Here is a 22,880-nt window from a genome sequence, read left to right as displayed (position 1 = left end):
GATGCATGCTGCACTGGCCACCCAGACCGTTTCTGAGATTATCGATCAGCGCCTGTTCGGTACCGAATACCAGCCGCTGGTCGACTGCAGTGGCCAGCAAACGGTCGCTTACGAAGCGTTGGCCCGCTTTTACAACCCGGCCGGCCGGTCGGTTTCACCGCTGGAGGTGTTCCGAAGGCTGCATGACAGCCCGATGCTGCTGGCCCGGGTGGAGTACCAGCTGAAGCAGATTCAGCTGGAATATCGGCCGGCCGGGGTACCGCTGTTTATCAACCTGGACCCGGACGCCTATCACGGCTTCGGCTACGAGGGGGCGGATAACCCGCTGCTGCAGCTGCTGGCCGATGAGCCGGCACTGGTGGTAGAACTGATCGAGAACACCAGCATCACCGATGCGCAGGCCAGTGAATCGCTTAGCGATGCCCTGCGCAGTATCGGCAAGCAGCTGGCGTTGGATGACGTCGGGGCACCGGACTCGGTGGTCTCCTTGCCGATTCTCAGTATCGTGGACTATATCAAGTTTGACCGTTCCTGGTTGCAGCGCTGGCAGGACCCGACCAGCCTGGTGCTGCTGGAATCGCTGGTCAGCTACGCGCGCCGTACCGGTAAACAGACCGTGCTGGAAGGGGTGGAATGCGCACAACAGCTGCAGCAGGCGCGGCAGTTGGGTTTCGACCTGGTGCAGGGGTACCTGTACCGCGACCGCTTCATCAACGCCCGTCTCGACCGTTACGCGCCGGAGGCGCGCAGTGAAAACCATGAGGTAACCGATGCGAGCCCAGATCGACGAGATTCTGAATTTCTGGTTCGGTGAACTGGATGAAGGTTTTGCCCGGCCGGAACGCGGCCGGCTCTGGTGGGGCGGCGATGCCGACAGTGACCGGGCGGTGGCGGCGTTGTTCGGCCGCCAGGTGCGCCAGGCGCTGAACGGTGAACTGGATCACTGGAGTGAAAATCCGCGTGGCCGGCTGGCGCTGATCCTGCTGCTCGACCAGTTTACCCGAATGCTGTTCCGCGGCGATGGCGAGGCTTTTGCCGGCGATGCCCAGGCCCTGCGCCTCTGCGAGGAGGGGCTGGAGCGACAGCATGACCGGGCGCTTGAGTTTGCCGAGCGGATGTTCTTCTATATGCCGCTGGAGCATGCTGAACAGCTGGCCGCCCAGGACCGCTGCGTCGACTGCTTTATGGAGCTGCTGGCCGAGGTGCCGGAACACCACAAAGCGGAGGTGCAGAATGCACTGGATTACGCCCATCAGCACCGTGACCTGATTCAGCGCTTCGGCCGTTTTCCGCACCGTAACGATGCCCTCGATCGACCGTCCACGCCGGAAGAGCTGGCCTACCTGAACCACAATCGCAACCGCTGGGGCCAATGAGCCCGACCTTTATCGACCAGTACGCTGCTGTCACTGCGTCGTGGCGAGACGTTGCGACCGTCTTGCCCGGTAATTACCCGGCGTGATGCCGACCACCGCTTTGAACTCGCGGATAAAGTGCGCCTGGTCGTAATAACCGGCTTGGTAGCCGGTCTCCGCCAGTGACAGCTCGCCGGCGCTTTTCAGCTGTTGGCGAGCGTGGCCGACCCGGGCCAGCCGGGCATGTTGTTTGGGGCTCAAGCCGACCCACGCCCTGTACTGCCGCTCCAGCTGGCGCTGACTGCAGTTGATCCGCTCCGCCAATGCCGCCATAGACAGGTTCCCTTTGCTCCGCTCAATCAGCTGTCGGCTACAGATGACCCGCCGGTCGATGGCCGGGCTTCGTTTCAGGGCGTCGAGCAGCGCGGCGTCGATCAACGCAACACGCTCGGCGTCGCTGTGCTCTTCAGCCAGCTGGTCGAGCAGTTGGCTCGCCGGCAATTGTCGGTTCAGCTCGGCGGGGAACGGTTGCTGTTCGGTCAGCCGATCCATCGGCAACTGCAGGAACGGGTAGGCCATGCCGGGTAGAAAGCGGATGCCGACCGCCCGCACCCGACCGGTTAGTTGTAGTTCTGCGGAGTGAGTCGCCGGACCGCCCAGCAGGCAACCGGTTGCCTGCGGCTGCCGGTTGAGTCGCAACGGGTCGCCGAAGTTGAAGACCAGGCTGGTGCCACCATCGGGGTGCAGGTATTCGCTGTGACTGGCGATCAGCGGCTCGGCGCAGTCGATCAGCCAGTAGTTCTGTACATGGCGGCGCAGTGCCGGACAGGGCGCGAACATACGGTAGCCCAGGTAATCCAGTTCCTGCGGTGTTGGTAACGGCATCGGCTCACTCCGGCGCGGTTAAGCGTGCCGCCAGCTTAGCATGCGGGCGAGGGATTCGCGCGCCCGTTATAGCCATTTCGCGGCATGTCGAAAAAATACAATACCGCGTTGGTGGGGCAATTTAGGGTACAGCCTGAACCTAAAAAGGAGACTGTTATGTCACAGCGAATCAACTATGCCAAGGCTGCCCCGAACGCGATCGGCGGCATGATCTCAATGGAAAACTACCTGGCCGAATGCGGTCTGGAGCCCTCGCTGACCGAGCTGGTCAAGACCCGGGTTTCACAGATCAATGGCTGTGCCTACTGCATCGACATGCATACCAAGGATGCCCGCCGGGCGGGCGAGAGCGAGCAGCGGCTGTACGCCTTGTCGGCTTGGCGGGAGACGCCGTTTTTCAATCAACGGGAGCGGGCCGGGTTGGCCTGGGCCGAAGCGCTGACGTTGATTGCTGACGGCGAGGTCGACGATGCGCTTTATGCGCAGGCGCGGGCGCAGTTCGACGAGAAGGAACTGGTCGACCTGACTCTGGCGGTCACCATGATCAACAGCTGGAACCGAATCGCACTCAGCTTCCTGCCGGAGGTGGGCAGTTATCCGTCATTCAAATGACCTGATCGACCGATAAACAACAGCCGGGCAGATCGGGCGCGAGCCATCGCGCCTGGTTTGCCTGTATGCGTGTAACCATCGCTGTTATCCAATGACCGCCGGTGTCCGGTTTCTTTGCCGTGGTTGTTCTGTCAGGGGCTGCTACAGCGAAATCGCTGGGTCATGCTCTCCTGTGCCGCGGTTTGCCGTGCCACCTCGCCGGCGAACGCCAATACTTCCCGGCTGCGCTCGACATCCTGCTCGACGTTTTCCGCCACCGCCACCATATTGTCGCTGATGCTGTGGGCCGTCTGAGCCACTTGCTCAATACCGGTGGCCAGCTGGTTATTGCAGCCGGACACCTGTAAAACCCAGGACTTGATCGTCTCGATCTCTACGGCTGCCCGGTCGCCCAACACTCGACTGTCGGTCACCTGTTCGGCCCCGGCATGCATCGCGTTCATTAGCGCATGCAGCTGCTGTTTCATATCGCCAACGATCTGGTTGATATCACTGGTCGCCTGTACGGTTTTCTCCGCCAGTGCGCGAACCTCGTCGGCTACCACTGAAAAGCCTCGGCCCGCGTCGCCGGCACGGGCCGCCTCAATGGCGGCATTCAGTGCCAGCAGATTGGTTTGCTCCGCCAGACTATTGATCATGCCGGTGACGCCGTCCACCCGGCCTGAGGCGTTTTCCAGTTCGGTTACCCGCTGATTCAGGTCGGTGAACACCCGGCCCAGGCGCTCCAGCGAGCCCAGAGCGTCGGTGATCACGCTGCCGCCGGAATCGGCCGTGGCACAGGCCTTTTGTGCCTGGAGGTGAGCGTCACTGGTGGCGTTGGCCATCTCCTGGACCGTGGCGGAGATCTGCTCCACCGCGGCTGCCACGGTCTGAGTTTGCTGGCCGGTCCGCTCGTTGCTAGCGGTCAGCTGCTGCAGTGTTTGGGTGAGCTGACGCGACATCTGTTGCAGGTTATGGCTGCCGCCAATCACCTGTGACAGCACCTCGGAGAGATTGCCGGTCAGGTGGTTGACCGCCTGACCGACCCGGTCGAACTCATCGTCGCGAGCCCGGTTGACCGGCAGTGTTGGTGTCAGGTCGCCCTCGGCGATCTGTTCCAGGCTACCGACCGTCTGGCTCAGTGTGCGGGTCGCTTGACGCCAGGTTATCAGTAGCAAGCCCAGCACCAGGCTGGCGACGACCAGGCCGCTGGTGATGATCTGAGTCACCGCCTCGCTGTTAGCCGCGTTGGCCTGCTGACGGGCTTTTTGCAGTGCGGCCTGCAGCTGTTCATTCTGGTCGGTCGTTACGCTGATCAACTGATTTCGGGTGCGCTGAGCAGCCGCATCCAACTGGCTCATTGTGTCGAAGTGAGTGGCCAGTTGCTGAATCGCATCATCTACCGTCGCCAGCTTGTCACGAAAAAAATCCTCGAAGCCAAGCGTGCTAATCGTAGCCTTCATTCTCGTCAGTGCCTTATGTACCGCCTGCGCGTTGTCGGCGTTACGGGTTTCCAGTAGCCGGTCCACCGTTCTGGTAAAGTCCCGGTACTCTTTGCGGAAGCTGGAAAATACCGTCTGTTCCAGCACAGCCAGCGTTTGTTGCAAGTCTCCACGAAGGCCCAGTCCCGGATCTGCGCCAAGCTGATTGCGCAGTTCCAGCCATTGCTGCCGGGTGGTCACCCAGCGTTGCAGGGTCTGTTGCAACTGGTCATCCGGCTGGCCCGTAGCGCCGCCGCGGGCCAGCAGCGGGCTATAGGTATCCAGCAAAGCGGTTAAGGTCTCGTCTTTTCCGCCTTGCAACTGAGTCGTTTCTTGAAGCACTGCCAGCTGAAAGCCATTTAGCACACTCTGTCGCTGGTTGAGCAGATCGACTTCATATGATGTCCGGCTTAGAGCTCGCAAGGAGCTGACCGACAGGGTAGATAAGATGGCGAACCCGGCAAAGGTTAGCAGGATCGCCAGTAGCAACTTGTACTTGAATCCCATATTCAGATAGAACATCGCGCAATTCCTTCTTACTTACTGTTATCCATTTAGGCTGTGGGTCGTTTAGCCTAAAGTGACTGCTGAAGAAACCCCGGGCGCTTGGGCGTTGAGATTTGGGCAAGTGTTCGAAGACATGCAGCTTTCACCAGAAGGACTGGCTGTCTAACTGGTTCGTCAGACGATAAGCAGGGCAGATTGGCAACCCGTGGCAAACGCTTGGATTTCCGACATGCCACGGGTGGTGTGTAATTAACAGTTGTTGATCAGTGTTCAATCACCGGCATGCTTTCCCACGCGCGCTGATGCAACAGTTCGCAGCCATTCTCGGTGATGACAATATTCTCCTCATGCACCATCATCTTGCCCGGCGCGAAGGTCATGCCCGGCTCCAGGGTCAGAATCATGCCCGGCTTCAGCACTACATCGCCGCCTTCCACGTTGGAGGGCCACTCGGTCAGCTGCATTCCCAGGCCATGGCCCATGCGGCCGACGTCGTTGCCCAGCGCACCGGCCTGCTCCAGCACCGACCACATCGCCTGCCAGACATCTCCGGTGGTGCGTCCCGGCGCGGCAATCTCCAGACCCGCCTCGGTTGAACGGTAGACCGCCTCATAGGCCGACGTGCTGGCCTGGTCGGCAGAGCCGAAGGCGTAGTTGCGATCGAAATCGCTGAAGTAACCGTCGAAATTGACGCCGGTATCGATGATCAACAGATCGCCGGCGGCCAGCTGGCGGTCGGTGGGGCCCATGATGATATTGTCGTAGCCGCCCTGGCCGGAAGCGGAGATCAGGTAGGGGCAGCTGTCCGCGCCCAGGCGCAGCATCTCCAGGTGCATCAGCTTGCAGGCCTCGCGTTCGGTCATGCCGATGCGCAGGTGGTTGCGCAGGTACTCGAATCCGGCCGCCGTCACTTGGCAGGCGAAGCGGATCTTTTCGATCTCGGCGGCGGATTTGACGCTGCGAATCTCGCGCACCGCCAGTGAGATATCCACCATCTGGTGCTGGCCGAGCCGCTGCTGCAGGTCGGCGAAGTTGGCCGCCGGCATCCGCAGATGGGTCTCCGGGCCGAGCATGGCTCCGATGCGCCGATGGCGCTTGGATACTTCCGCCAGGGTGTTTGCCAGCAGCGAGATACCGTCGTCTGCCGGTCGCGGCGACGGCCAGCTGCGTACCTCCTCCAGACAGGTCTGTTCGAAGCCGGCGACGCCGATCTCCGGCACCACCGCGATTGGCAGGCCGTCGGCCGGCACTACCAGGAACCAGGGGCGGGTCGGACTCTCCCAGAACTGGGACTTAAAGCCGCTGAAGTAGCGGAATTCCGGTTCGGTGGAGAAAAAGACCGCGTCGATATTCTGTGCCGCCATCCGCTGTTGCAGCTGAGCGGTACGGTGTTCAAATTCAACCCGGGCGAAGCCCCGGACCGGAGGAGCAGTTAGCAGATCGGTCATGGCCGTGTCTCTCTTAGTTTGGGCGCGATGCGCACATGCTCGATTGTCGTTGTGGTTAGTTAAAGGCCAGGTCGCGCAGCAACAGGGCGATGCCGGGGAAGAAGATCAGCAGCGCGGACATCAGGAACAGCAGCAGGAAGAACGGTACCGACCCGCGAATCACCTCCAGATAGGGGCGGTTGAAGATCGCGATGGCGGTAAAGATGTCGCAGCCAAATGGCGGGGTGGCGGAGCCGATCGCCATCTGCAGGGTGATCATCACCCCTACCAGCACCGGATCGAGCCCGGCGGCATCGATGATCGGCATAAAGATCGGCGTCAGGATCAACAGCACCACCAGCGAATCGACAAACATGCAGCCGATGAAAAACGCCAGGGCGATCACGAACAGGATGTACTCCTGCGAGGCATTCTCCAGGTCCAGTGGCGCCAGCAGCTCCTGCGGGATCTGCTCGAAGGAGATATACCAGGAAAACGCCTGGCCAACGCCCACCAGGATAAACACCACGCCGGTGATCAGACCGGTGGCCAGCGCCGCATCCATCACATCCTTCAGACCCAGCTTGCGGTAGATCACGCACTCGATGACGATCGCATAGAGCACCGAGAACGAAGCCGCTTCGGTCGGGGTCACCGCGCCGGAATAGATGCCGCCGATAATCAGGGCCGGAAAGCCCAATGGCAGCAGCGCCTGCTTGATGGCGGCGATCCGCTCGGCGGTGGAGGCTTTGTCCACCAGGGCGATGGCTTCTTGATTGCGTACGCTGTAGACGTAGCTGTAGGCGGAGAACAGCAGCGCCAGCACGATGCCCGGGCCGATACCGGCGATAAACAGCTCGCCGACGCTGGCGTTGGCCAGGGTGCCGTAGAGGATCAGGCCGATACTGGGCGGGATCAGGAAGGCGATATCGCTGGCATTGATGATCAGCGACATCACAAAGCTGTCCTTATAGCCGGCCTGCAGCAGTTTCGGGCGCATGATCTGGCCGACCGATACCACGGTGGCCTGGGTTGAGCCGGAAACCGAGCCGAACAGGGTGCAGCTGATGCAGGTGGTGATCGGCAGGCCGCCGCGCAGGTGGCCGACGAAGGACTGGATCAGGCCGAGCAGGTGCTGGGCGGTATGGCCTCGGGTCATGATATCGGCCGCGAGGATAAACATCGGCACGGCGATCAGCGCGTTCGGCGAGATGCCAGTGACGACCTGCTGAATCAATACCTGCGGGTCGACGCTGGAGAAGTGCAGCATGCCGATCAAGGCGCCGATCGCCAGCGGTACCACCATCGGGAAACTGAGCAGTAGCAGCAGTATCATCACCGCCGCCAGCGCGAAGGTGATCACGTAGATATCCAGCTCGCCGGCGATCGCGTTGCTGAGAAGTTCGAAGAAGGAGGTCATGCGGTTTCACCCTGCGAGCAGGCTTGTTTGTCTTCGGTCAGGCCAACGGAGATGTAGATATCCGGATGCGTCAGGTTGAGCAGGAAGCCGGACAGGTACTGCAGGCCCGCCATCAGGAAACCGAGCGGAATGATCGAGTAGACGATGTAGACCGGGAACTGCAGGGCCGGGCTGAGCCGGTTGATCTGCTTCAGCTCCTGCACATAGACCACCGCCTGGTAGGCGAGATAGAACATCAGTCCCGCGGTGACGATGGCGATAAGCAGGGTCAGCCCTTTTTTCGCCTTCTGCCCGAGCAGGTCGTACAGTGCGGTCATGCGGATATTGCGGCCCTTGCGCACGGCATAGGCCAGCCCGATGAAGGTGACGGAAACGATCAGAAACTGGTTCAGCTCTTCGGCGAAGAACAGGCTCTGGTTGAAGAAATAGCGGCCGATCGCATTTGCCGTGGAGTTCACCATCATGGTGAGGATTGCGAAGGTCAGGATCAGCTCCTCGACTTTCTCGGTGACCCGGTTGATGGATGTGAGCAGATGTAGCATGGCGTTGCTCCTGAGAAGCCACTAGTCCGTTAGCGGCTTCAGTTTCAGCGGTGGAATTCGGCCATATCAGTTGGCAGATGCGGTTTTTACTTCCTGGATCAGGTTGTTCAGCAGCGCTTGCGCACCCTCGCGGGCGGCCGCTTTCTCGCCGGCCGCATAGGCGTTGGCGACTACATCGAAGTAGGTCTCATGCAAGCCTTTACTCAGTTCCTTGAAGCGTGCGCGTTCCTCTTCCGTTAGTTTGACCACCTGCAGTGTCGGCCGCTCCTTGAGAATTTTGTCCATATTCTCCTTGTTGATGCGCAGCTGGTACTCGTAAGCGGCCTGGTCGGCGGCGCGGGTCGCCTTCTGGATCATCGCTTTTTTCTCGTCCGACAGCTTGTTGTACCACTTGTGGTTGGTCGAGAAGGTGCCCACGTACGGCTGCTGGCCCGGGAACATCAGGTAGTCCTGCACCTCATGCCACTTGGCGTTGTAGATGAAGTAGATCGGGTTGACCATGCCGTCGACGGTTTTCAGCTGCAGGGAGCCGTACACTTCGCCCCAGGAGAGAGGCGTCGGGGTGGCGCCGAACGCCTTGTAGGTTTCCACCGGGATGGTCGAGGTGAAGGTGCGGATCTTCTGATTATGGAAATCTTCCGGCGAGCGGATCGGTTTGTTGGCACCCCAGACCATTTCGCCTTCGGACATCATCGACAGCAGCTTGAGGTTCACTTTTTCGAATTTCGGCGACAGATCCTGGTAGATGGTCTTGCTGGTGGTCAGTACTTCATGAACCACCTCTTCGTTGGTGCCCAGTACGTAGGGCAGGCTGATCGCCTGGACTTCGGGAACGTAGGAGCCAAGGTGGCCGGTACCGACGGAGACAAACTGGATGGTGCCGTTGGCGGCCAGCTCGACGATATCGTTCTCGGTGCCCAGCTGGCCGTAGTAGTAGATGCGAACCTTGATATCACCCTTGGATTCTTCCTTGATAACCCGGGCAAACTCCTGGGCGTAGATGTCCTGAACGTCCTTCTTGTCCTCTTCGGAGGCGAATTTCCAGGTTTCTGCCTGGGCGCTGAACGCCAGGCCCATCGTGAGCAGGGCAGCCATCAGTTTTGACTTAGACATGACAAGTCCTCTTGCTGGTAGCGGAGTGGGATTCCGCAGGTTTTATTTTTGTTGTATACGTCGTGGACGCGATCTGTCAGTGGTGGGCGTTCTTACGCCAGTTGGTTTCGTACCAGTTGTATCCAGTATGCGGCGCCCAGCGGCAAAATCCGGTCGTTGAAGTCGTAGTTCGGATTGTGCAGCGCGCAACCGCCGACCGAATCGACGCCATTGCCGAGCAGGCCGTAGCAGCCCGGTTTAACCCGCAGCATGCTGGAGAAATCTTCGGAGATGGTGAACGGATCGCAGCTGCCGTTGACGTTGTCCGCGCCCAGCACCTGCTGGGCGGCGTGGATCGCCTGTTCGGTTTCGGTGGCGCTGTTCACCGTGGGGTAGAAGGTGTTGATGAACTCGAAGCGATATTGGGCACCCGCCGCGGCGCAGATACCGGCCACGATCGCTTCCATCCGTTGCTCCAATTTGGCCAGCGTGGCCTCGGTGAAGCAGCGGCAATCCCCTTTGATCACCACCTGGGAGGGGATCACGTTGACGGTACCGTTGGTGACGAACTCGGTGGCGGATACCACGGCGGTTTCATGAATCGCACTGAGGTTGCGCGACACCAGGGTCTGCAGCGCCAATACCACCTGGGAACCGACGACGATCGGGTCGACCCCCATATGCGGCATGGCGGCGTGGCCGCCGATGCCGTTGATCTCGATCTCGAAACTGCTTTCGCTGGCCATCAGCGAGCCGGGCCGGACGGTAAAAGTGCCCTCCGGCAGGCCCGGCAGGTTATGCAGGCCGTATACCGCATCGATCTGGAAACGCTCGAACAGGCCGTCGTCGATCATCGCCTGGGCGCCTTTGCCATGTTCCTCGTCCGGCTGAAAGATGAAGTAGACGGTGCCGTTGAAGTCGCGGCTTTCGGCCAGCTGGGCGGCGGCGCCGAGCAACATCGCCGAATGGCCGTCATGGCCGCAGGCATGCATCTTGCCGTCATGACAGGAACGATGCTCGAAACTGTTCTGCTCATGGATATGCAGCGCGTCCATATCCGCCCGCAGGCCGATACTGGCCTCGCCGTCACCGCCGCGCAGAATGCCGACCAGTCCGGTGTTGCCGATATTGCGCACCACCTCGATGCCGAAACTGGCCAGTTTGTCGGCGATGAAATCGGCGGTTTGTTCAACCTCGAAGCCGCACTCCGGGTAGCGGTGCAGGTGGCGGCGCCATTCGGTCATAGAGGCGATCAATTGCGGATCTAGCTGGGACATGAATCTAAGCTCCGAAGATCAGATAAGGGGTTACAAGTGTGGCTGCCAGCTGCCTGTCGGATGGTCGGCCAGCAAGCGGCCAAAACCGCGAACCGGGGCTGGATAGCCGGCCAGTTGCAGGCTGTGCCAGGCCAGTGCCTGGTTGCTGCTGACCACCGGCTTGCCGAGGGTCTGCTCGATCTGGTCGAGCACCAGCGAGGCGCGCAGGGCGGTACAGGAGATAAACAGCAGGTCGGCCCGCGGATTGCAGGTTTCCGCTGCGGCGTGCGCAATATCCTGCGGGTCGATGTAGCTCATGGCGGTGTCATCTTCAAAGCCGAACCCGGCAATGTTCAGCACCTCGTAGCCGCTACGCTGGAAGAAGGACGCCACCTCCTGGTTCACCGCTTCGGTATAGGGGGTGAGGATGGAGATGCGCGTTGCCCGCAGGGCTGCAAAGGCGGCGAAAGCGGCAGTCACCGGGTTGGTGACCGGCACGCCGGGGCAGCTCTGCTGCACCAGCTCGGTAATCCGCTCAATGCCGATCGCCACCGTGCCGGACGTGCAGGCATAGATCATGGCGTCCAGCCGGGTGCCGGGCAGGATGCTGTCCGCCGCGGCGCTGATACCCGGCTCCATGCGGCGCAGGTTCTCGATCGTCAGCGGGTTGTAATTGCGCACCCGGCTGGTGAAGGGTTCCACATCGGCGGGGTAGATGCGGCGCAAGTCCTGTTCGATGTTGAAGTCGGTTGCCAGGGCGATGACACCGATGCGACCGCCGGCGGCAAGTTGCTGCAATGGGCGCTGAGGGTTGAGGGTGCGACTTTTCATGCTGTGAGTCTCGCTGCCTGGCTCTGTTATTGTTTGTTGTCGGCGGCGCCGTTGTGTCTGGCGACTCCGTTGCTGTCTCGGTTGAATTAATGTTAGTGGCTGGCGGCAACGTGAAACCCCGTAATCGGTGCTTCTGACGATTAAAATCCGCGAATGTGCGTGCTATTTTGAGGAAAATAATACCTAGTGGCTGGGCAGGATAGATTTCCCAAATAACTGCATCCGGCGCTGGCAAGCGCCCGAAGGAGGAACGGTTCATGGCGCAAGTGGCCGCGAGTATCGACAACTTTGATCGTAGGATTCTGGAGATCGTTCAGCACTCCAATCGTACGACCTCCGAACAGATCGCCGAGCAGGTCGGGCTTTCACCTGCCGCAGTGCAGCGTCGCTTGAAGCGACTGCGTGAGCAGCGGACCATCGTGGCGGATGTCGCGGTGGTCAATCCGAAGGCGATCGGTCGGCCGATGAGCTTCGTAGTCCAGGTAACCATGGAACGGGAACGGGCGGACCTGATGGATGCTTTCAAGAAGGAGATGAAGCTGCACCCGGCGGTACAGCAGTGCTATTACGTAACCGGCAGTGCCGACTTCATTCTGATCGTCACTGCCAAGGATATGGAGGATTACGACCAGTTCACCCGCGAAGCATTTTTCGACAACACCAATATTCGCGGCTTCCAGACCAGTGTGGTGATGGATTCGGTCAAGGTGGGTTTATTTATGCCGGTGGTAGAGGAGGGGGAGCTGAGCTGACGCCGCGTTTACGGTTGCACTGGCGGGAAAACCCCCACCGGCTTCAGCACCGGCGGGGAAAAGGGCGCGATTAGAAATCAGCCAACCAGCTGCTGGTAGAGTTCCGGATCGGTCGCGCCTTCGGTGCCAATGACCAGTACTTTGCTCTGCGCATTCAGGCCGAGCTTGGCGGCAAACTCCTCGTTCATGGCCGCCAGCACTGCCGCCGCCAGGCCGGGAACGGCCGATTCTCCGGCCTCGACGGCGCAGTCGCTGCCGTAGCCCTTGGCCAGCAGGCGCATGGTGGCGGGAACCGCGTCTTCACTGAGCGTCATGAAATCATCGCCGCCGGTGGCCAGGATCTGCCAGGCCAGGGCGGAAACCTCGCCACAGGCCAGGCCGGCCATCAGGGTATCCAGGCTGCCTTCAACCACTACCGGCTTGCCGGCCTGCGCGCTCAGCTGCAGGCAGTTGGCCTGCTCCGGTTCGACGATGACGCAGCGTGGGCGCCGTTCACCCCACAGGTCCCAGAAGTAGCCACAAACCGCCGAGGCCAGGCCGCCGACGCCGCCCTGGACAAACACGTGGGTCGGAATTTCGCCGTCCAGTTGCTCGACCAGTTCCGACAACATCACGGTGTATCCCAAGGCAACGTCTTTGGGGATATCCATATAGCCTTCGTAGCTGGTGTCGGAGACGATGATCCGATTGTGGGCCTTGGCTTCGCTGTCGGCCAGCTTGACGGAATCGTCGTAGTTGCCGTCGATGCGGATCACTTCGGCGCCAAACGCTTCCATTGCCTGCTTGCGGCCTTCGGAGACATCGCGGTGAATGTAAATCACGCACCCGCAGCCAAAGATCTGCGCGCCCCAGGCAACGGAGCGACCGTGGTTGCCGTCGGTTGCACAGCTGACCACCAGTTCGCTGACCTCGGATTGGTAGCGGCCTTCCAGCAGGTCGCCGATGCTGGGCCGAGTGCCGGTATTCTGCTCGATGATATTTTGCAGCTGGCGGGCCACCGCATAGGCGCCGCCAAGCGCCTTGAAGCTCTTCAGGGAGAAGCGCTGTGCTTCGTCCTTGTACCAGATTTTGCCAAGGCCGGCACTGGCGGCTAACGCGTCGAATGCGTGTAGCGGGGTAACCGAGTAGCCGGGCCAAAGCTGGATGTCACGCTTGGCCTCGGCCGCTTTGGCTACGCTGATCACCTCTCTCTGGGAATCGCTGTAGGCCCTGGCCTTGTCGGTTTTGGGGTTGGCAAAATGAGTCAAAGTTCCACTGAGTTCCAGCATAGCCCGCTATACCCTCTTCAAATCGTTCGGTATGAATTGAGCTTCTCAATCAGCTCGGGATTAAGGCACTCTCTGCAGACAGAAAGCCACCTGAAGCAAACGGGCAGGAACGGGTCGTGCGCCACTTGCTGTAAACGTTTGAAAAGTGTATCGGCTCGTTGTGCGGAAATACTGCGCATTTTGAGTCCTGGCTGTGTGTTCGACTTATTTCCCCGCCTTAAAACAATTTATTTCCGCATCCGTCCATTTCGTCTTACTAAGCGACGCACAGAGAAAAACCTGCACGACCGTTGGCCGCGCAGGTTTTTATGCAGATGCTGTTAGCTTGCAGCTTGCAGCTTGCAGCTTGCAGCTTGCAGCTTGCTTACTTGCTGACCAGGTCCATCATGTAGCTGCCCAGTTCGGCGTGGTGCATCAGGCCGGACAGCGGCTTGGTGACCTGTTCCGGCCCCCAGGCAATCACGTTGACCGGGGTGTGGGTGTGGGTGCCGGTCCCCCAGACCACGTTCTGCTGCTCGGCCAGCGCGCGGCCGATCAGGTTGTGGTGGATCTCTTCGCCGTACACGAAGAACGCCTGGAAATCGTCGACCTGCGGCAGCCGCTCGGCGCTCATGTACTTGTGGTCCTTTTTCAGGAACGGGTTGGCGGTGGTCTTCAGGATCCGTGCCGCCTGCGCCTCGGTGACCTGGAAGGCGTTGTTCTCGTTGATCACCTTGGCTAGATTGGCGGCGTTCTGCTGCTCTTTCGGCAGCGCGTGCAGCTGGGCCATCATCTTCGGGAAGCTGGCATTCTGGGCGTACAGCTTGTCCATCAGCTCAAACGAACCGAAATTGAAGTTGGGCTTGTAGTCGCGGTTGGCGAATGCCGGGCCGCTGCGCTTCTCCGCTTCCGGCAGGTTGGCGGCGGAGTAGGACAGGCCGAAGGAGCCGGTTTCGTGGTCGGCGGTGATCACCACCATGGTGTCGTCGCGACCCTGTACCCACTCGTAGACATACTGAACGGTTTCATCGAACTTCAGCATCTCGTGCAGCATGGTGCCGGCGTCGTTGTTGTGGCCGGCCCAGTCGATCTGGCCACCTTCGATCATCAGGAAGAAGCCGTCTTCATCCTTGGCCAGGATGTCCAGCGCCTTCATGGTCATCTCTTTCAGGGTCGGTTGCACTCGGCTGGCGTCGTCACGGGTCTGGCTGTACTGGATACCGTCCATCATGCCGGAGTAGGCGAACAGGCCCAGCACTTTGCCATTGGCCTGATCCAGCTGCGCGCGGTTGAACGCCAGCTGATAGCCCTTGTCGGCGGCTTCGCTGAGCAGGTTGCGGTCGTCCTTGCGCTTGGACTTCAGTTTGACGGTACCGCCGGTCTGCTCTTGCAGCGCCTGGTAGACCGCGCCTTTGTCGTTGGTGGATTTCGGAATCCAGTGGCGGATGCCGCCGGACAGCATCACGTCCGGACCCACTTCCAGCATCTGCACGGCGATCTCGTTTTCCAGAGAACGGTGCGGCTGGTGGGCGGCGAAGGCGGCCGGAGTGGCGTGGGTCAGGCGGGTGTCGGACACCAGGCCGGTGGCTTTGCCCAGGCGCTTGGCTTTCTCCAGGATGGTTTCGACACTGTTGCCGTCGGCGTCGATACCGATCACTTCGGAACCGGTTTCTATACCCAGTGCCAGTTGGGTAGCGGAGCAGGCCGAGTCAACCACCAGCGCACCCTGCGGGTTGGTCATCGAGAAGCCGGTCACCCCATCCTTCGCAATCTGGGTGATGGCCGTCGGCTTGCCCTGGTAGATGGAGTGCGGCGCCTTGCGGGCGTAGCTCTCCAGCAGGCCGATCTGCTGCGGGCCCATACCGTCGCCGATCATCAGGATCAGGTTGCGGATCTTCTCCTCGGCCTGAGCCGGCATCGCCACCAGACAGCTGGACAGCGCGACTGTGCTCAGCGTTTTCCAGGCCTGGTTTTTCCAAGCGTTCATCATATGAGTGCTTCCTGTGCTACGAGGCCGGGTGAGAAGCCCCGTCTGTGTTGTTGGGTGATGCTGTTGTTATTGATCTGTTGGTGACGATTCGTCACCGGCCCGGCAGACTAAAAGCCGTGGGTGACAAAACGATGACAAATTCGTTTTCCAAGGCCCTGCCGGCTAATCCTGTTTAGCGGAAGTTAACGGGTTTTCCACCTGATATCGGCCAATTGAATGCTGTTCCATAAGCAATAGCGATAGTCAGCAGAGCAGATATTGGTGGGTGCTGATTGCAAGGGAATGACAAAATCAGCGGAGAACGGGCGTGAGAGGCTGACGGTTAGGAGGTTAATTAATAGAACACCGCCAGCCAGATGGTTTCCTGCGCCGGGTCGGTCCAGGCGACCCGGTGGCGGCAGTGGGCGGGGATATTCAGGTGCATGCCGTCGGTCAGCGTCAGCTGCTTGCCATCCTGCTCGAACTCCAGAACGGCGGCACCTTTGACCAGCAATACCCATTCGTGTTGATCCTGGTCGTACCAGCCCTGTTCCGGCGAACACTGGCCTTTGGAGACGATTCGTTCGATCCGCAGCCGGCCACTGCAGAGAATCTGCTCGCACAGTTCATCCGGCAGCTCGGCGGGGATATTGGCAAACAGGCTGGCAATATCCATGGGGCGGCTGATTACTCGGTTGCGGGCTGGGCGGCTTCGGCGGGCGTTGCGGCCTTGGTCGCCTCGCTGCCCTGTGGCTGGCGGGCTTCGCGACGTTGTTGGCGTTGGCGGTCCAGTTCCGCCTGGCGCTGCGCCTTGAGCCGCTTGCGTTCCGCCTGGCGCAGCTGTTCGTGCCGCTTGCGCTGGCTCGGACTCAGCTGCTCGTAGCGGCGGCGCTCCTCCGGGGTCATCTGCTCATAGTGCTTCAACGGCAGCATATCCAGGGTGACCGGTTCGGTCCGGTTGGCGCTGGGCGCGGTTTCGCCGGCCGCCTGGCCGTCGTCGCCATGGACTGGACCGGTGAGCAGCGCCAGTGTCAGCAGGCAGGGAAAGAGCTGGGTGAACCTGGTCATGAAATACCTCGCGGCAGCGCCGTAGAACGGGGGATGCCCTTGTCTCTGGTGTCTTCAACTATAGCGGCTGTGCCGATCGGTAGCGGGCCGCGTCTTGGTGAGGCGATCTTACCTGAATACGATCGGCAAGGTCAGTGGCTTTTGTGCCGCCCCTGCTAGTCGCCCCCGCAGCCACCGCCGCAGTCGCTACCACCACCGTCGCCATCGAACAGGCCGCCATCGCTGTCGCCGGCGCAGTCGGACGCACAGCCGATATGGCCGGCACAGTAGCCGTCGGCGTAGTGAGGGGATGCGGGGTTGCGGCAGTCGAGCCGGTATTTGAAGCCATCCGGAATCGCCAGCTCGGTGTCGAGTGCGAAGATCAGCGGTAGCCGATCCGGCTGCTGCGGATCGATCTTCTGCCGGTGGCAGGCCAGCCGCCAGGCGCGCTTGATGCCCTGCTGGGCATCGGTGGGCGAGTGCATCGCCTCGACCGGGGTGTGGTGCAGGAAGCGGCCTAATGCTGCCTGGCAGAAACGGCGGTATTCGCGGGTGAACAGGATAAAGCTGTGCCAGGCTTCGTCGACGACCTGCGAGGGCATCGACACCATCTTGCGGTCGGCCTGGTTGCAGAGGTGGAAGTAATCGCGCAGTCCCTCCATCACCATTTCCAGCTGGCCGTCATTCAGGTGCGGATAGCGCTGTTGCACCCGTTGGCGGATCGCCGGATGGAAGCGGTAGTTATTGATAAAGGCCAGCCGGCGTGTCTTGCGGCGACGAAACGAAAGCCACAACAACAATACACACACCAAGAGCGCGATCAGCAGGGGCATATTCATCAGCAGCAATCCTTTCCGGGCTCCTGGGCCGGCGTGCGTTTGCGTATCAGAGAGCACCCTGGCTTGGGCGCATTGCTTCAACTATAGGTAACCTGTTTGTCCCACGCAGGCAAATCGGCATGGTCCGTTGCTCGCCATCGTTTTTATCCGATCCGCTTCTATGCTTAAGGAACCTCTGCATAAGTCGATAGACTTGCCAGAGACGCCGTCGATGGAGAGACCCGATGCGACAACTGCCTCCGCTTAATCTGCTGCCGGCCTTCGAGGCGGTGGCCCGCCACTCCAGCCTGCAGGCGGCGGCCGAAGAGCTGACGATCCCGGCGGCGGAGCTGGAAAGCCAGCTCTGCGCTTTGGAGCGTTTTCTCGGCTTCAGTCTGCTGGAGCGCAAGCAGGGCGGCCTGGCGCTGAACTGCAGCGGACTTCAGTACTACCGGGCAGTGCAGCAGATGCTCGATCGGCTGGCGGCGGTCACCGCCAGTGTGCGGCAGCAGAATCCGCCCCGGCCGTTGCGACTGCGCGCCTTCGAACCTTTTCTCGAACGCTGGCTGCTGCCGCGGATTCTCGATTTCCAGGGCCGTCATCCCGCTATCGATATCGACCTGGGCGGCAGCCGCCTGCCTCATACCTGGCTGGAGGGGGACGCCGATATCTGGATCAGCTTCGACGAACGACCGCCGGCGGGGCTGGACTACGACCGGCTCTACCGCGAGGTGTTGATCCCGGTCTGCGCGCCGACCCTGCGGGCCCAGCTTGGCCATGCGCCGGCCTTTCGCGAGCTGTTCACCACTCAGCTGCTGTATGACCAGGGGCGGGCGGAGGACTGGCGCCTTTGGTGGGCGGCGGTGGGCGACGGCCCCTGGCCGGAGGGCGAAAGCATGCTGGGTTTCAATCGCTATGGTTTGTTGATTGAATCGGCGCTGCTCGGTCTCGGTGTGGCGATCGGACATCTCAGTCTGGTCAAGTCGGAGCTGGACGCCGGGCGGCTGGTGGAACTCTATGACCGCTATGCCATGGCGCCGCAACGCTACTATGCGGTCTATGCCGAAGGCGCGCTTGAGCGCCCGGCGGTCCGCCAGTTCCGCGAATGGTTGCACCAGCAGGTCTGCCTGAACCAACCGGCCTGATAAGTTCCCGATCGGTTGCCCAAGCCGTTACAATAGGCCCCGCCAGGCCGGCGGCGGTTGCCTGCGCCTGGGGCCAACAGACTGTTTTAATTAGCGAATTTGCTCAGGACTAAGCATTGCATAGGCTCGGAAAAAACGTTTTACTGCGGTTAATATCCATCGTGCGGAGCGTTCCATGAAGGAGCCACAAAACACCTCCCAGAAATCCGGCCTACTGAATCGGCATGGCTGGGTGGTTCTACTGGCGATCAGCGGCATCCTGATGTCGGTTTTGGCGTCGCGGATCATGGTCTCGCTGGAACGTCAGAACATCGTGGCCGATTTTCACGCCGAGATGGGGCACCGGGCCAAGCGGCTGGACCAGGTGATGCACAGCAACCTGCATGTGCTGGAAGCGCTCTGGGCGATGTTCGCCGGTACCGACGATGTCTCACTGCCGGAGTTCCGCCGGGTGTCTGAAAAGCTGCTGGTAAGCCATCCGGGCATCCAGGCACTGGAGTGGATTCCGCGCGTCGAAGCGGTTCAGCGGGATAAGCTCGAGGCCAGCCTGCGCACCCATTATCCCGGTTTCAGCTTTACCGAGCTCAATGAACAGCAGCAACCGGTCACTGCCGCCCAACGTCCGGTCTACTATCCGGTCTACTACATGGTGCCCTACAAGGGTAACGAGCGGGCCTTGGGCGTGGATCTGGCCTCCAATCCGCAGTGGCTGGCACAACTGGAGCAGGCCCGGGCCAACGCGGATATCCAGCTGTCGCACGGCTTCAAACTGGTGCAGGAGGCGGGCGACAGTCTCGGCATCATGGCGATCATGGCGCTGCATGCTCAACAGCTGACCGGGCTGCCACCGTTGGGTAGCGAGCGGGGCTTCCTGATGGCGGTGCTACGTATCCATGACCTGATCGAGGTGGCTGGCCTGGCTGATGGCCTTGAACAGGTCGATATCCGCCTGGTTGACCAGGGTGAGGCGGGTGAGCCGAAACTGCTGTTCAGCAAGGTCTATGGCGGGGATTTGGCGATGGACGCCGAGTACCGGCTCGCTATCGCTGCCAGCCGGAACCGCGGCTGGCAGCTCAGTGCCACCCCCGGTGACGCCTATATCGATGCCCGGCGCAGTAGCCTGCCGCTGATCATGCTGCTGCTCGGCTTGGCGCTGACCGCTGTGTTCGTTACCTATATTAGTACCCTGAGCCGCCGCTCCCGGGCGATCGAAGCGGTGGTGCAGGAGCGTACCCAAGCCTTGCACGAGGCGATGGAACAACTGGCCGAGCTGGCCACTACCGACCAGCTGACCGGTGTCGCCAACCGGCGTGAGTTCGACCAGGCATTGAATGTCGAGTGCCGGCGTGCGGTGCGGGAGTTCTCGCCGATCACCCTGATGATGGTGGATGTCGACTTCTTCAAGAAATACAACGATCACTACGGCCATCCGGCCGGCGACGAGTGCCTGCGTCAATTGGCTGCCACCCTGCAGCAGCTGGTCTGCCGACCGGGCGATCTGGTGGCCCGCTACGGCGGCGAAGAATTTGCGCTGCTGCTGCCGGCAACCAACGAGCAGGCCTCCGAGCTGGCCGAGCGTTGCCGCCAGGCGGTACGTCAGCTGGAGATTCCGCATGAGGATTCCGATGTCGCCGAGGTGGTGACTGTCAGTATCGGCATGTGCACCCTGCAGCCCTCGTCGTCGTTGACCGCTCAGCGATTGGTGGAGCTGGCTGACCAGGCCCTCTATGAAGCCAAGAACAAGGGGCGCGACTGCGTGCATGTCTATGCCGAAGAGGCGATGCAGCCGCCGCTGACCTACACCTTCTGATGCTCTCTTTTCACATAGATAAAACCGCCTCCGGGCGGTTTTTTTATAACTACAGATTTTGTCTGCGGCAGTTGCACGATATGGAAGCGACTCACGGGCTAGTGGATCAGTTGTCGGGAAAAGCGATGTTTTGTATTAATTAAATTCAATAAATATTAAAAACATATCAATTTAATTCATATTCGTGCTGCGCCATACTGGTCCTGACTTTTCAGATGGACAACCAAGGATAGATTCAGATGGCACAGTTACATAGCCTCGGGTTGCCGCGTATCGGCGCCGACCGGGAACTGAAATTCGCGTTGGAAGCGTACTGGCGCGGCGACGCTTCGGCCGAGGCGCTGCAGGCGGTGGCGGTGCAGATCCGCCGCGCAAACTGGGCGGCGCAGGCGGCGGCCGGCGCGGAGCGGGTCAGCGTCGGCGACTTCTCGCTGTACGATCAGGTGCTCGATCACAGCCTGATGTTCGACGCAATCCCGCAGCGCTTCCAACAGGGCGCCTCCGGCAATCCGTTGGACAACTATTTCCGCATGGCCCGTGGTCGGGCGCCGAGCGGTAGTCCGCAACGGGCCTGCGAGATGACCAAGTGGTTCGACACCAACTACCACTACCTGGTGCCGGAACTGGCGGCGGATCAGCAATTCAGCCTGAACCCGGCCAAACTGCTGGCCGAGATCGACGAGGCCCGGGCACAGGGGTATCGGGTAAAGCCGGTGCTGATCGGTCCGCTGAGCTGGCTCTGGCTGGCCAAGACCAGCGATGGCAGTGATCGACTGGCGCTGCTGCCGGCACTGCTGGAATGCTACCGGCAGCTGTTCGCACTGCTGACGGAGCGGGGTATCGACTGGCTGCAGATCGACGAGCCGGCGCTGGTGCTGGAGCTGGATGACGCCTGGCAGCAGGGCTATCGGGAGGCCTACCGGACACTGGCTGAGACGCCGCCAAAGCTGCTGCTGACCACGTATTTCGGCAGCCTGGCGGACAACTTCGCACTGGCGGCGAGTCTGCCGGTGGCCGGTTTTCACCTGGACGCGCTGCGCGGGGGTGACGAGTACCTGCAGCTGGCCGGGCAGTTGGCGGATGATCAGGTACTGTCGGTCGGTGCGATCGACGGCCGCAATATCTGGAAGAGTGATCTGACCGCGCTGCGCGAGCGCTTGCAGCCGCTGGCGACCGCGCTGGGTGACCGGCTCTGGCTGTCCAGCTCCTGCTCGCTGCTGCACGTGCCGGTGTCGCTGGCCAGGGAGGCCGAGCTGGATGACGAGCTGAAGAGCTGGCTGGCGTTCGCCGCCGAGAAGTTGGATGAGCTGAAGCTGCTGCGGGCGGCATTGAACGGCGAACCGGTCGACGCGCAACTGGCCGACAACGCCGAGGCGCTGGCGAGCCGACGCCGTTCAGGCCGGGTGCACCGCAACGCGGTCAAGGCGCGGCTGCAGGCGCTGTCGCTGAAGGATGGCGAGCGTCAGCACCCCTATCCGGTGCGTGCCGTGGCGCAGGCGGCCCGGCTACAGCTACCGTTGCTGCCGACCACCACCATCGGTTCCTTCCCGCAGACCGCCGATATCCGTCAGGCCCGCGCCGCCTTCCGGCGTGGCGAACTGGCGGCGGAGGATTATCGTCAGCAGATGGAGGCGGAGATCCGCCACTGCGTCGAGCAGCAGCAGGCCTGCGGGCTGGATATGCTGGTGCATGGCGAACCGGAGCGCAACGACATGGTGGAGTATTTCGGCGAACTGCTGGAGGGCTATACCGCCAGCCGGTTCGGTTGGGTGCAGTCTTACGGCTCGCGCTGCGTCAAGCCGCCAATCATCTACGGCGACGTGGTGCGGCCGCAACCGATGACGGTGGCCTGGGCCCGCTACGCCCAGTCGCTGACCGACAAGCCAATGAAGGGGATGTTGACCGGCCCGGTCACCATGCTGCAGTGGGCCTTCGTCCGGGACGACCAGCCGCGTTCGCAGACCTGCCTGCAGATCGCCCTGGCGCTGCGCGACGAGGTGGTCGACTTGGAGAGCGCCGGTATCGCCGCGATCCAGATCGACGAGCCGGCGATCCGCGAGGGGCTGCCGCTCAAACGCAATGACTGGCGCGAGTATCTGGACTGGGCGGTGTACGCCTTCCGGGTGTCCGCCAGTGGGGTGCAGGACGCCACCCAGATCCATACCCATATGTGTTATTCGGAGTTCAACGAGATTATCGAGGCGATTGCGGCGATGGATGCCGACGTGATCACCATCGAGACCAGCCGCTCCAACATGGAGCTGCTGGACGCTTTCGTCGACTTCAAGTATCCGAACGAGATCGGCCCGGGCGTCTACGACATCCACAGTCCGAACGTGCCCAGTGTCGCGCAGATGGTGGCGCTGATGCGCAAGGCTGCCGAGCAGGTGCCGGTGGAGCGGCTCTGGCTCAACCCGGATTGCGGCCTGAAAACCCGTGGCTGGCCGGAGGTCAGCGAGAGCCTGGTCAATATGGTGGCGGCGGCCCGGCAGCTGCGGGCCGAGCTGGGGTAGATGGAAGCCTGAAGCGACCGGCTTCAAGCGGCAGGCAGCGCGTCGAACCGGATGGTCCGGCGCGTTGTCGATGGAACGTGGCGCGGTAGGTTGGGGTTCGCACCTTGCCCTAACCTACAGCTGGCGCGGTCGGAGCCCGCGGCTACGGAGCTGCGCTTTGTAGCCGCCTGTTTTTATGCCCGCGGGTGCCGC

At 61.3% G+C, this 22,880-nt stretch carries 20 protein-coding genes; 7 read left to right on the top strand and 13 right to left on the bottom strand.

Annotation, left to right across the window (positions count from 1 at the left end):
* Window position 1 precedes the first annotated feature (1 nt).
* Together K6T12_RS04415 and K6T12_RS04410 are read left to right on the top strand one after the other, a co-directional pair.
* Complete coding sequence (locus K6T12_RS04415) at window positions 2-814, top strand: EAL domain-containing protein (RefSeq protein ID WP_222219860.1); 813 nt, start codon at window positions 2-4, stop codon at window positions 812-814.
* A complete protein-coding gene (locus K6T12_RS04410) occupies window positions 771-1,376 on the top strand; it encodes a DUF924 family protein (protein ID WP_222219858.1) in 606 nt (201 codons plus the stop codon). Before K6T12_RS04415 ends, K6T12_RS04410 begins: the two co-directional genes overlap by 44 nt.
* 30 nt (window positions 1,377-1,406) lie before the next feature.
* Here the strand turns inward: K6T12_RS04410 and K6T12_RS04405 are convergent, their stop codons facing one another.
* Window positions 1,407-2,240: an AraC family transcriptional regulator gene (locus tag K6T12_RS04405; RefSeq protein WP_222219856.1), complete on the bottom strand. Its 834-nt coding sequence runs from the start codon at window positions 2,238-2,240 to the stop codon at window positions 1,407-1,409.
* Window positions 2,241-2,396: 156 nt separating this feature from the next.
* On the opposite strand from K6T12_RS04405, the gene K6T12_RS04400 reads away from it, so the two are divergent.
* On the top strand, window positions 2,397-2,852 hold the full coding sequence (locus K6T12_RS04400; RefSeq protein WP_222219854.1) for a carboxymuconolactone decarboxylase family protein: 456 nt from the start codon (window positions 2,397-2,399) through the stop codon (window positions 2,850-2,852).
* A gap of 131 nt (window positions 2,853-2,983) precedes the next feature.
* Here the strand turns inward: K6T12_RS04400 and K6T12_RS04395 are convergent, their stop codons facing one another.
* The 7 genes from K6T12_RS04395 to K6T12_RS04365 form a co-directional block, all read right to left on the bottom strand.
* A complete protein-coding gene (locus tag K6T12_RS04395; RefSeq protein ID WP_222219852.1) occupies window positions 2,984-4,834 on the bottom strand; it encodes a methyl-accepting chemotaxis protein in 1,851 nt (616 codons plus the stop codon).
* 248 nt (window positions 4,835-5,082) lie between these two features.
* On the bottom strand, window positions 5,083-6,267 hold the full coding sequence (locus K6T12_RS04390) for a M24 family metallopeptidase (protein ID WP_222219850.1): 1,185 nt from the start codon (window positions 6,265-6,267) through the stop codon (window positions 5,083-5,085).
* Window positions 6,268-6,322: 55 nt separating this feature from the next.
* The gene (locus tag K6T12_RS04385; protein ID WP_390879046.1) at window positions 6,323-7,606 is read right to left on the bottom strand and encodes a TRAP transporter large permease; all 1,284 of its coding nucleotides are present in this window, start codon (window positions 7,604-7,606) and stop codon (window positions 6,323-6,325) included.
* A gap of 56 nt (window positions 7,607-7,662) precedes the next feature.
* Window positions 7,663-8,208, bottom strand: a complete 546-nt coding sequence (locus K6T12_RS04380) for a TRAP transporter small permease (protein WP_222219846.1) — start codon at window positions 8,206-8,208, stop codon at window positions 7,663-7,665.
* A 66-nt stretch (window positions 8,209-8,274) separates the two neighbouring features.
* Window positions 8,275-9,321 (bottom strand): TRAP transporter substrate-binding protein, encoded by a 1,047-nt coding sequence (locus K6T12_RS04375; RefSeq protein ID WP_222219845.1) that lies wholly within the window; start codon window positions 9,319-9,321, stop codon window positions 8,275-8,277.
* Window positions 9,322-9,413: 92 nt separating this feature from the next.
* Entirely contained in the window at window positions 9,414-10,577 is a 1,164-nt protein-coding gene (locus tag K6T12_RS04370) for a M20 aminoacylase family protein (RefSeq protein WP_222219843.1), read from the bottom strand.
* Window positions 10,578-10,607: 30 nt separating this feature from the next.
* Entirely contained in the window at window positions 10,608-11,387 is a 780-nt protein-coding gene (locus K6T12_RS04365; RefSeq protein WP_222219841.1) for a maleate cis-trans isomerase family protein, read from the bottom strand.
* A gap of 257 nt (window positions 11,388-11,644) precedes the next feature.
* On the opposite strand from K6T12_RS04365, the gene K6T12_RS04360 reads away from it, so the two are divergent.
* On the top strand, window positions 11,645-12,139 hold the full coding sequence (locus K6T12_RS04360) for an Lrp/AsnC family transcriptional regulator (RefSeq protein WP_222219839.1): 495 nt from the start codon (window positions 11,645-11,647) through the stop codon (window positions 12,137-12,139).
* 77 nt (window positions 12,140-12,216) lie between these two features.
* On the opposite strand, the gene K6T12_RS04355 is transcribed toward K6T12_RS04360, so the two are convergent.
* The 5 genes from K6T12_RS04355 to K6T12_RS04335 all read right to left on the bottom strand — a co-directional run bounded on the left by K6T12_RS04355 (window position 12,217) and on the right by K6T12_RS04335 (window position 17,241).
* Window positions 12,217-13,407: a diaminopropionate ammonia-lyase gene (locus tag K6T12_RS04355; protein WP_222219837.1), complete on the bottom strand. Its 1,191-nt coding sequence runs from the start codon at window positions 13,405-13,407 to the stop codon at window positions 12,217-12,219.
* A gap of 364 nt (window positions 13,408-13,771) precedes the next feature.
* Window positions 13,772-15,373: an alkaline phosphatase gene (locus K6T12_RS04350; RefSeq protein WP_255611536.1), complete on the bottom strand. Its 1,602-nt coding sequence runs from the start codon at window positions 15,371-15,373 to the stop codon at window positions 13,772-13,774.
* Between the two features lie 337 nt (window positions 15,374-15,710).
* Entirely contained in the window at window positions 15,711-16,031 is a 321-nt protein-coding gene (locus K6T12_RS04345) for a cupin (protein WP_255611535.1), read from the bottom strand.
* A gap of 11 nt (window positions 16,032-16,042) precedes the next feature.
* A complete protein-coding gene (locus K6T12_RS04340; RefSeq protein WP_222219833.1) occupies window positions 16,043-16,423 on the bottom strand; it encodes a hypothetical protein in 381 nt (126 codons plus the stop codon).
* A gap of 155 nt (window positions 16,424-16,578) precedes the next feature.
* Window positions 16,579-17,241, bottom strand: coding sequence for a glycine-rich domain-containing protein (locus K6T12_RS04335; protein WP_222219831.1), 663 nt, complete (start codon window positions 17,239-17,241; stop codon window positions 16,579-16,581).
* Between the two features lie 224 nt (window positions 17,242-17,465).
* On the opposite strand from K6T12_RS04335, the gene K6T12_RS04330 reads away from it, so the two are divergent.
* The 3 genes from K6T12_RS04330 (at window position 17,466) to metE (ending at window position 22,688) form a co-directional block, all read left to right on the top strand.
* Window positions 17,466-18,365 carry a LysR substrate-binding domain-containing protein gene (locus K6T12_RS04330; protein WP_222219829.1) on the top strand — a complete coding sequence of 300 codons (900 nt, stop codon included), beginning with the start codon at window positions 17,466-17,468 and terminating at the stop codon, window positions 18,363-18,365.
* A gap of 175 nt (window positions 18,366-18,540) precedes the next feature.
* On the top strand, window positions 18,541-20,175 hold the full coding sequence (locus tag K6T12_RS04325; RefSeq protein ID WP_222219827.1) for a sensor domain-containing diguanylate cyclase: 1,635 nt from the start codon (window positions 18,541-18,543) through the stop codon (window positions 20,173-20,175).
* Window positions 20,176-20,414: 239 nt separating this feature from the next.
* The gene (metE, locus tag K6T12_RS04320) at window positions 20,415-22,688 is read left to right on the top strand and encodes a 5-methyltetrahydropteroyltriglutamate--homocysteine S-methyltransferase (protein ID WP_222219825.1); all 2,274 of its coding nucleotides are present in this window, start codon (window positions 20,415-20,417) and stop codon (window positions 22,686-22,688) included.
* Window positions 22,689-22,880: the final 192 nt, after the last annotated feature.

Origin of the sequence: Marinobacterium arenosum (assembly GCF_019795155.1) — a bacterium.
In the GTDB taxonomy this organism is placed as follows: domain Bacteria; phylum Pseudomonadota; class Gammaproteobacteria; order Pseudomonadales; family Balneatricaceae; genus Marinobacterium_C; species Marinobacterium_C arenosum.
The sequence above is the reverse complement of the archived record's forward strand: the minus strand, read 5'-3'. Positions and strand labels throughout refer to the sequence as shown.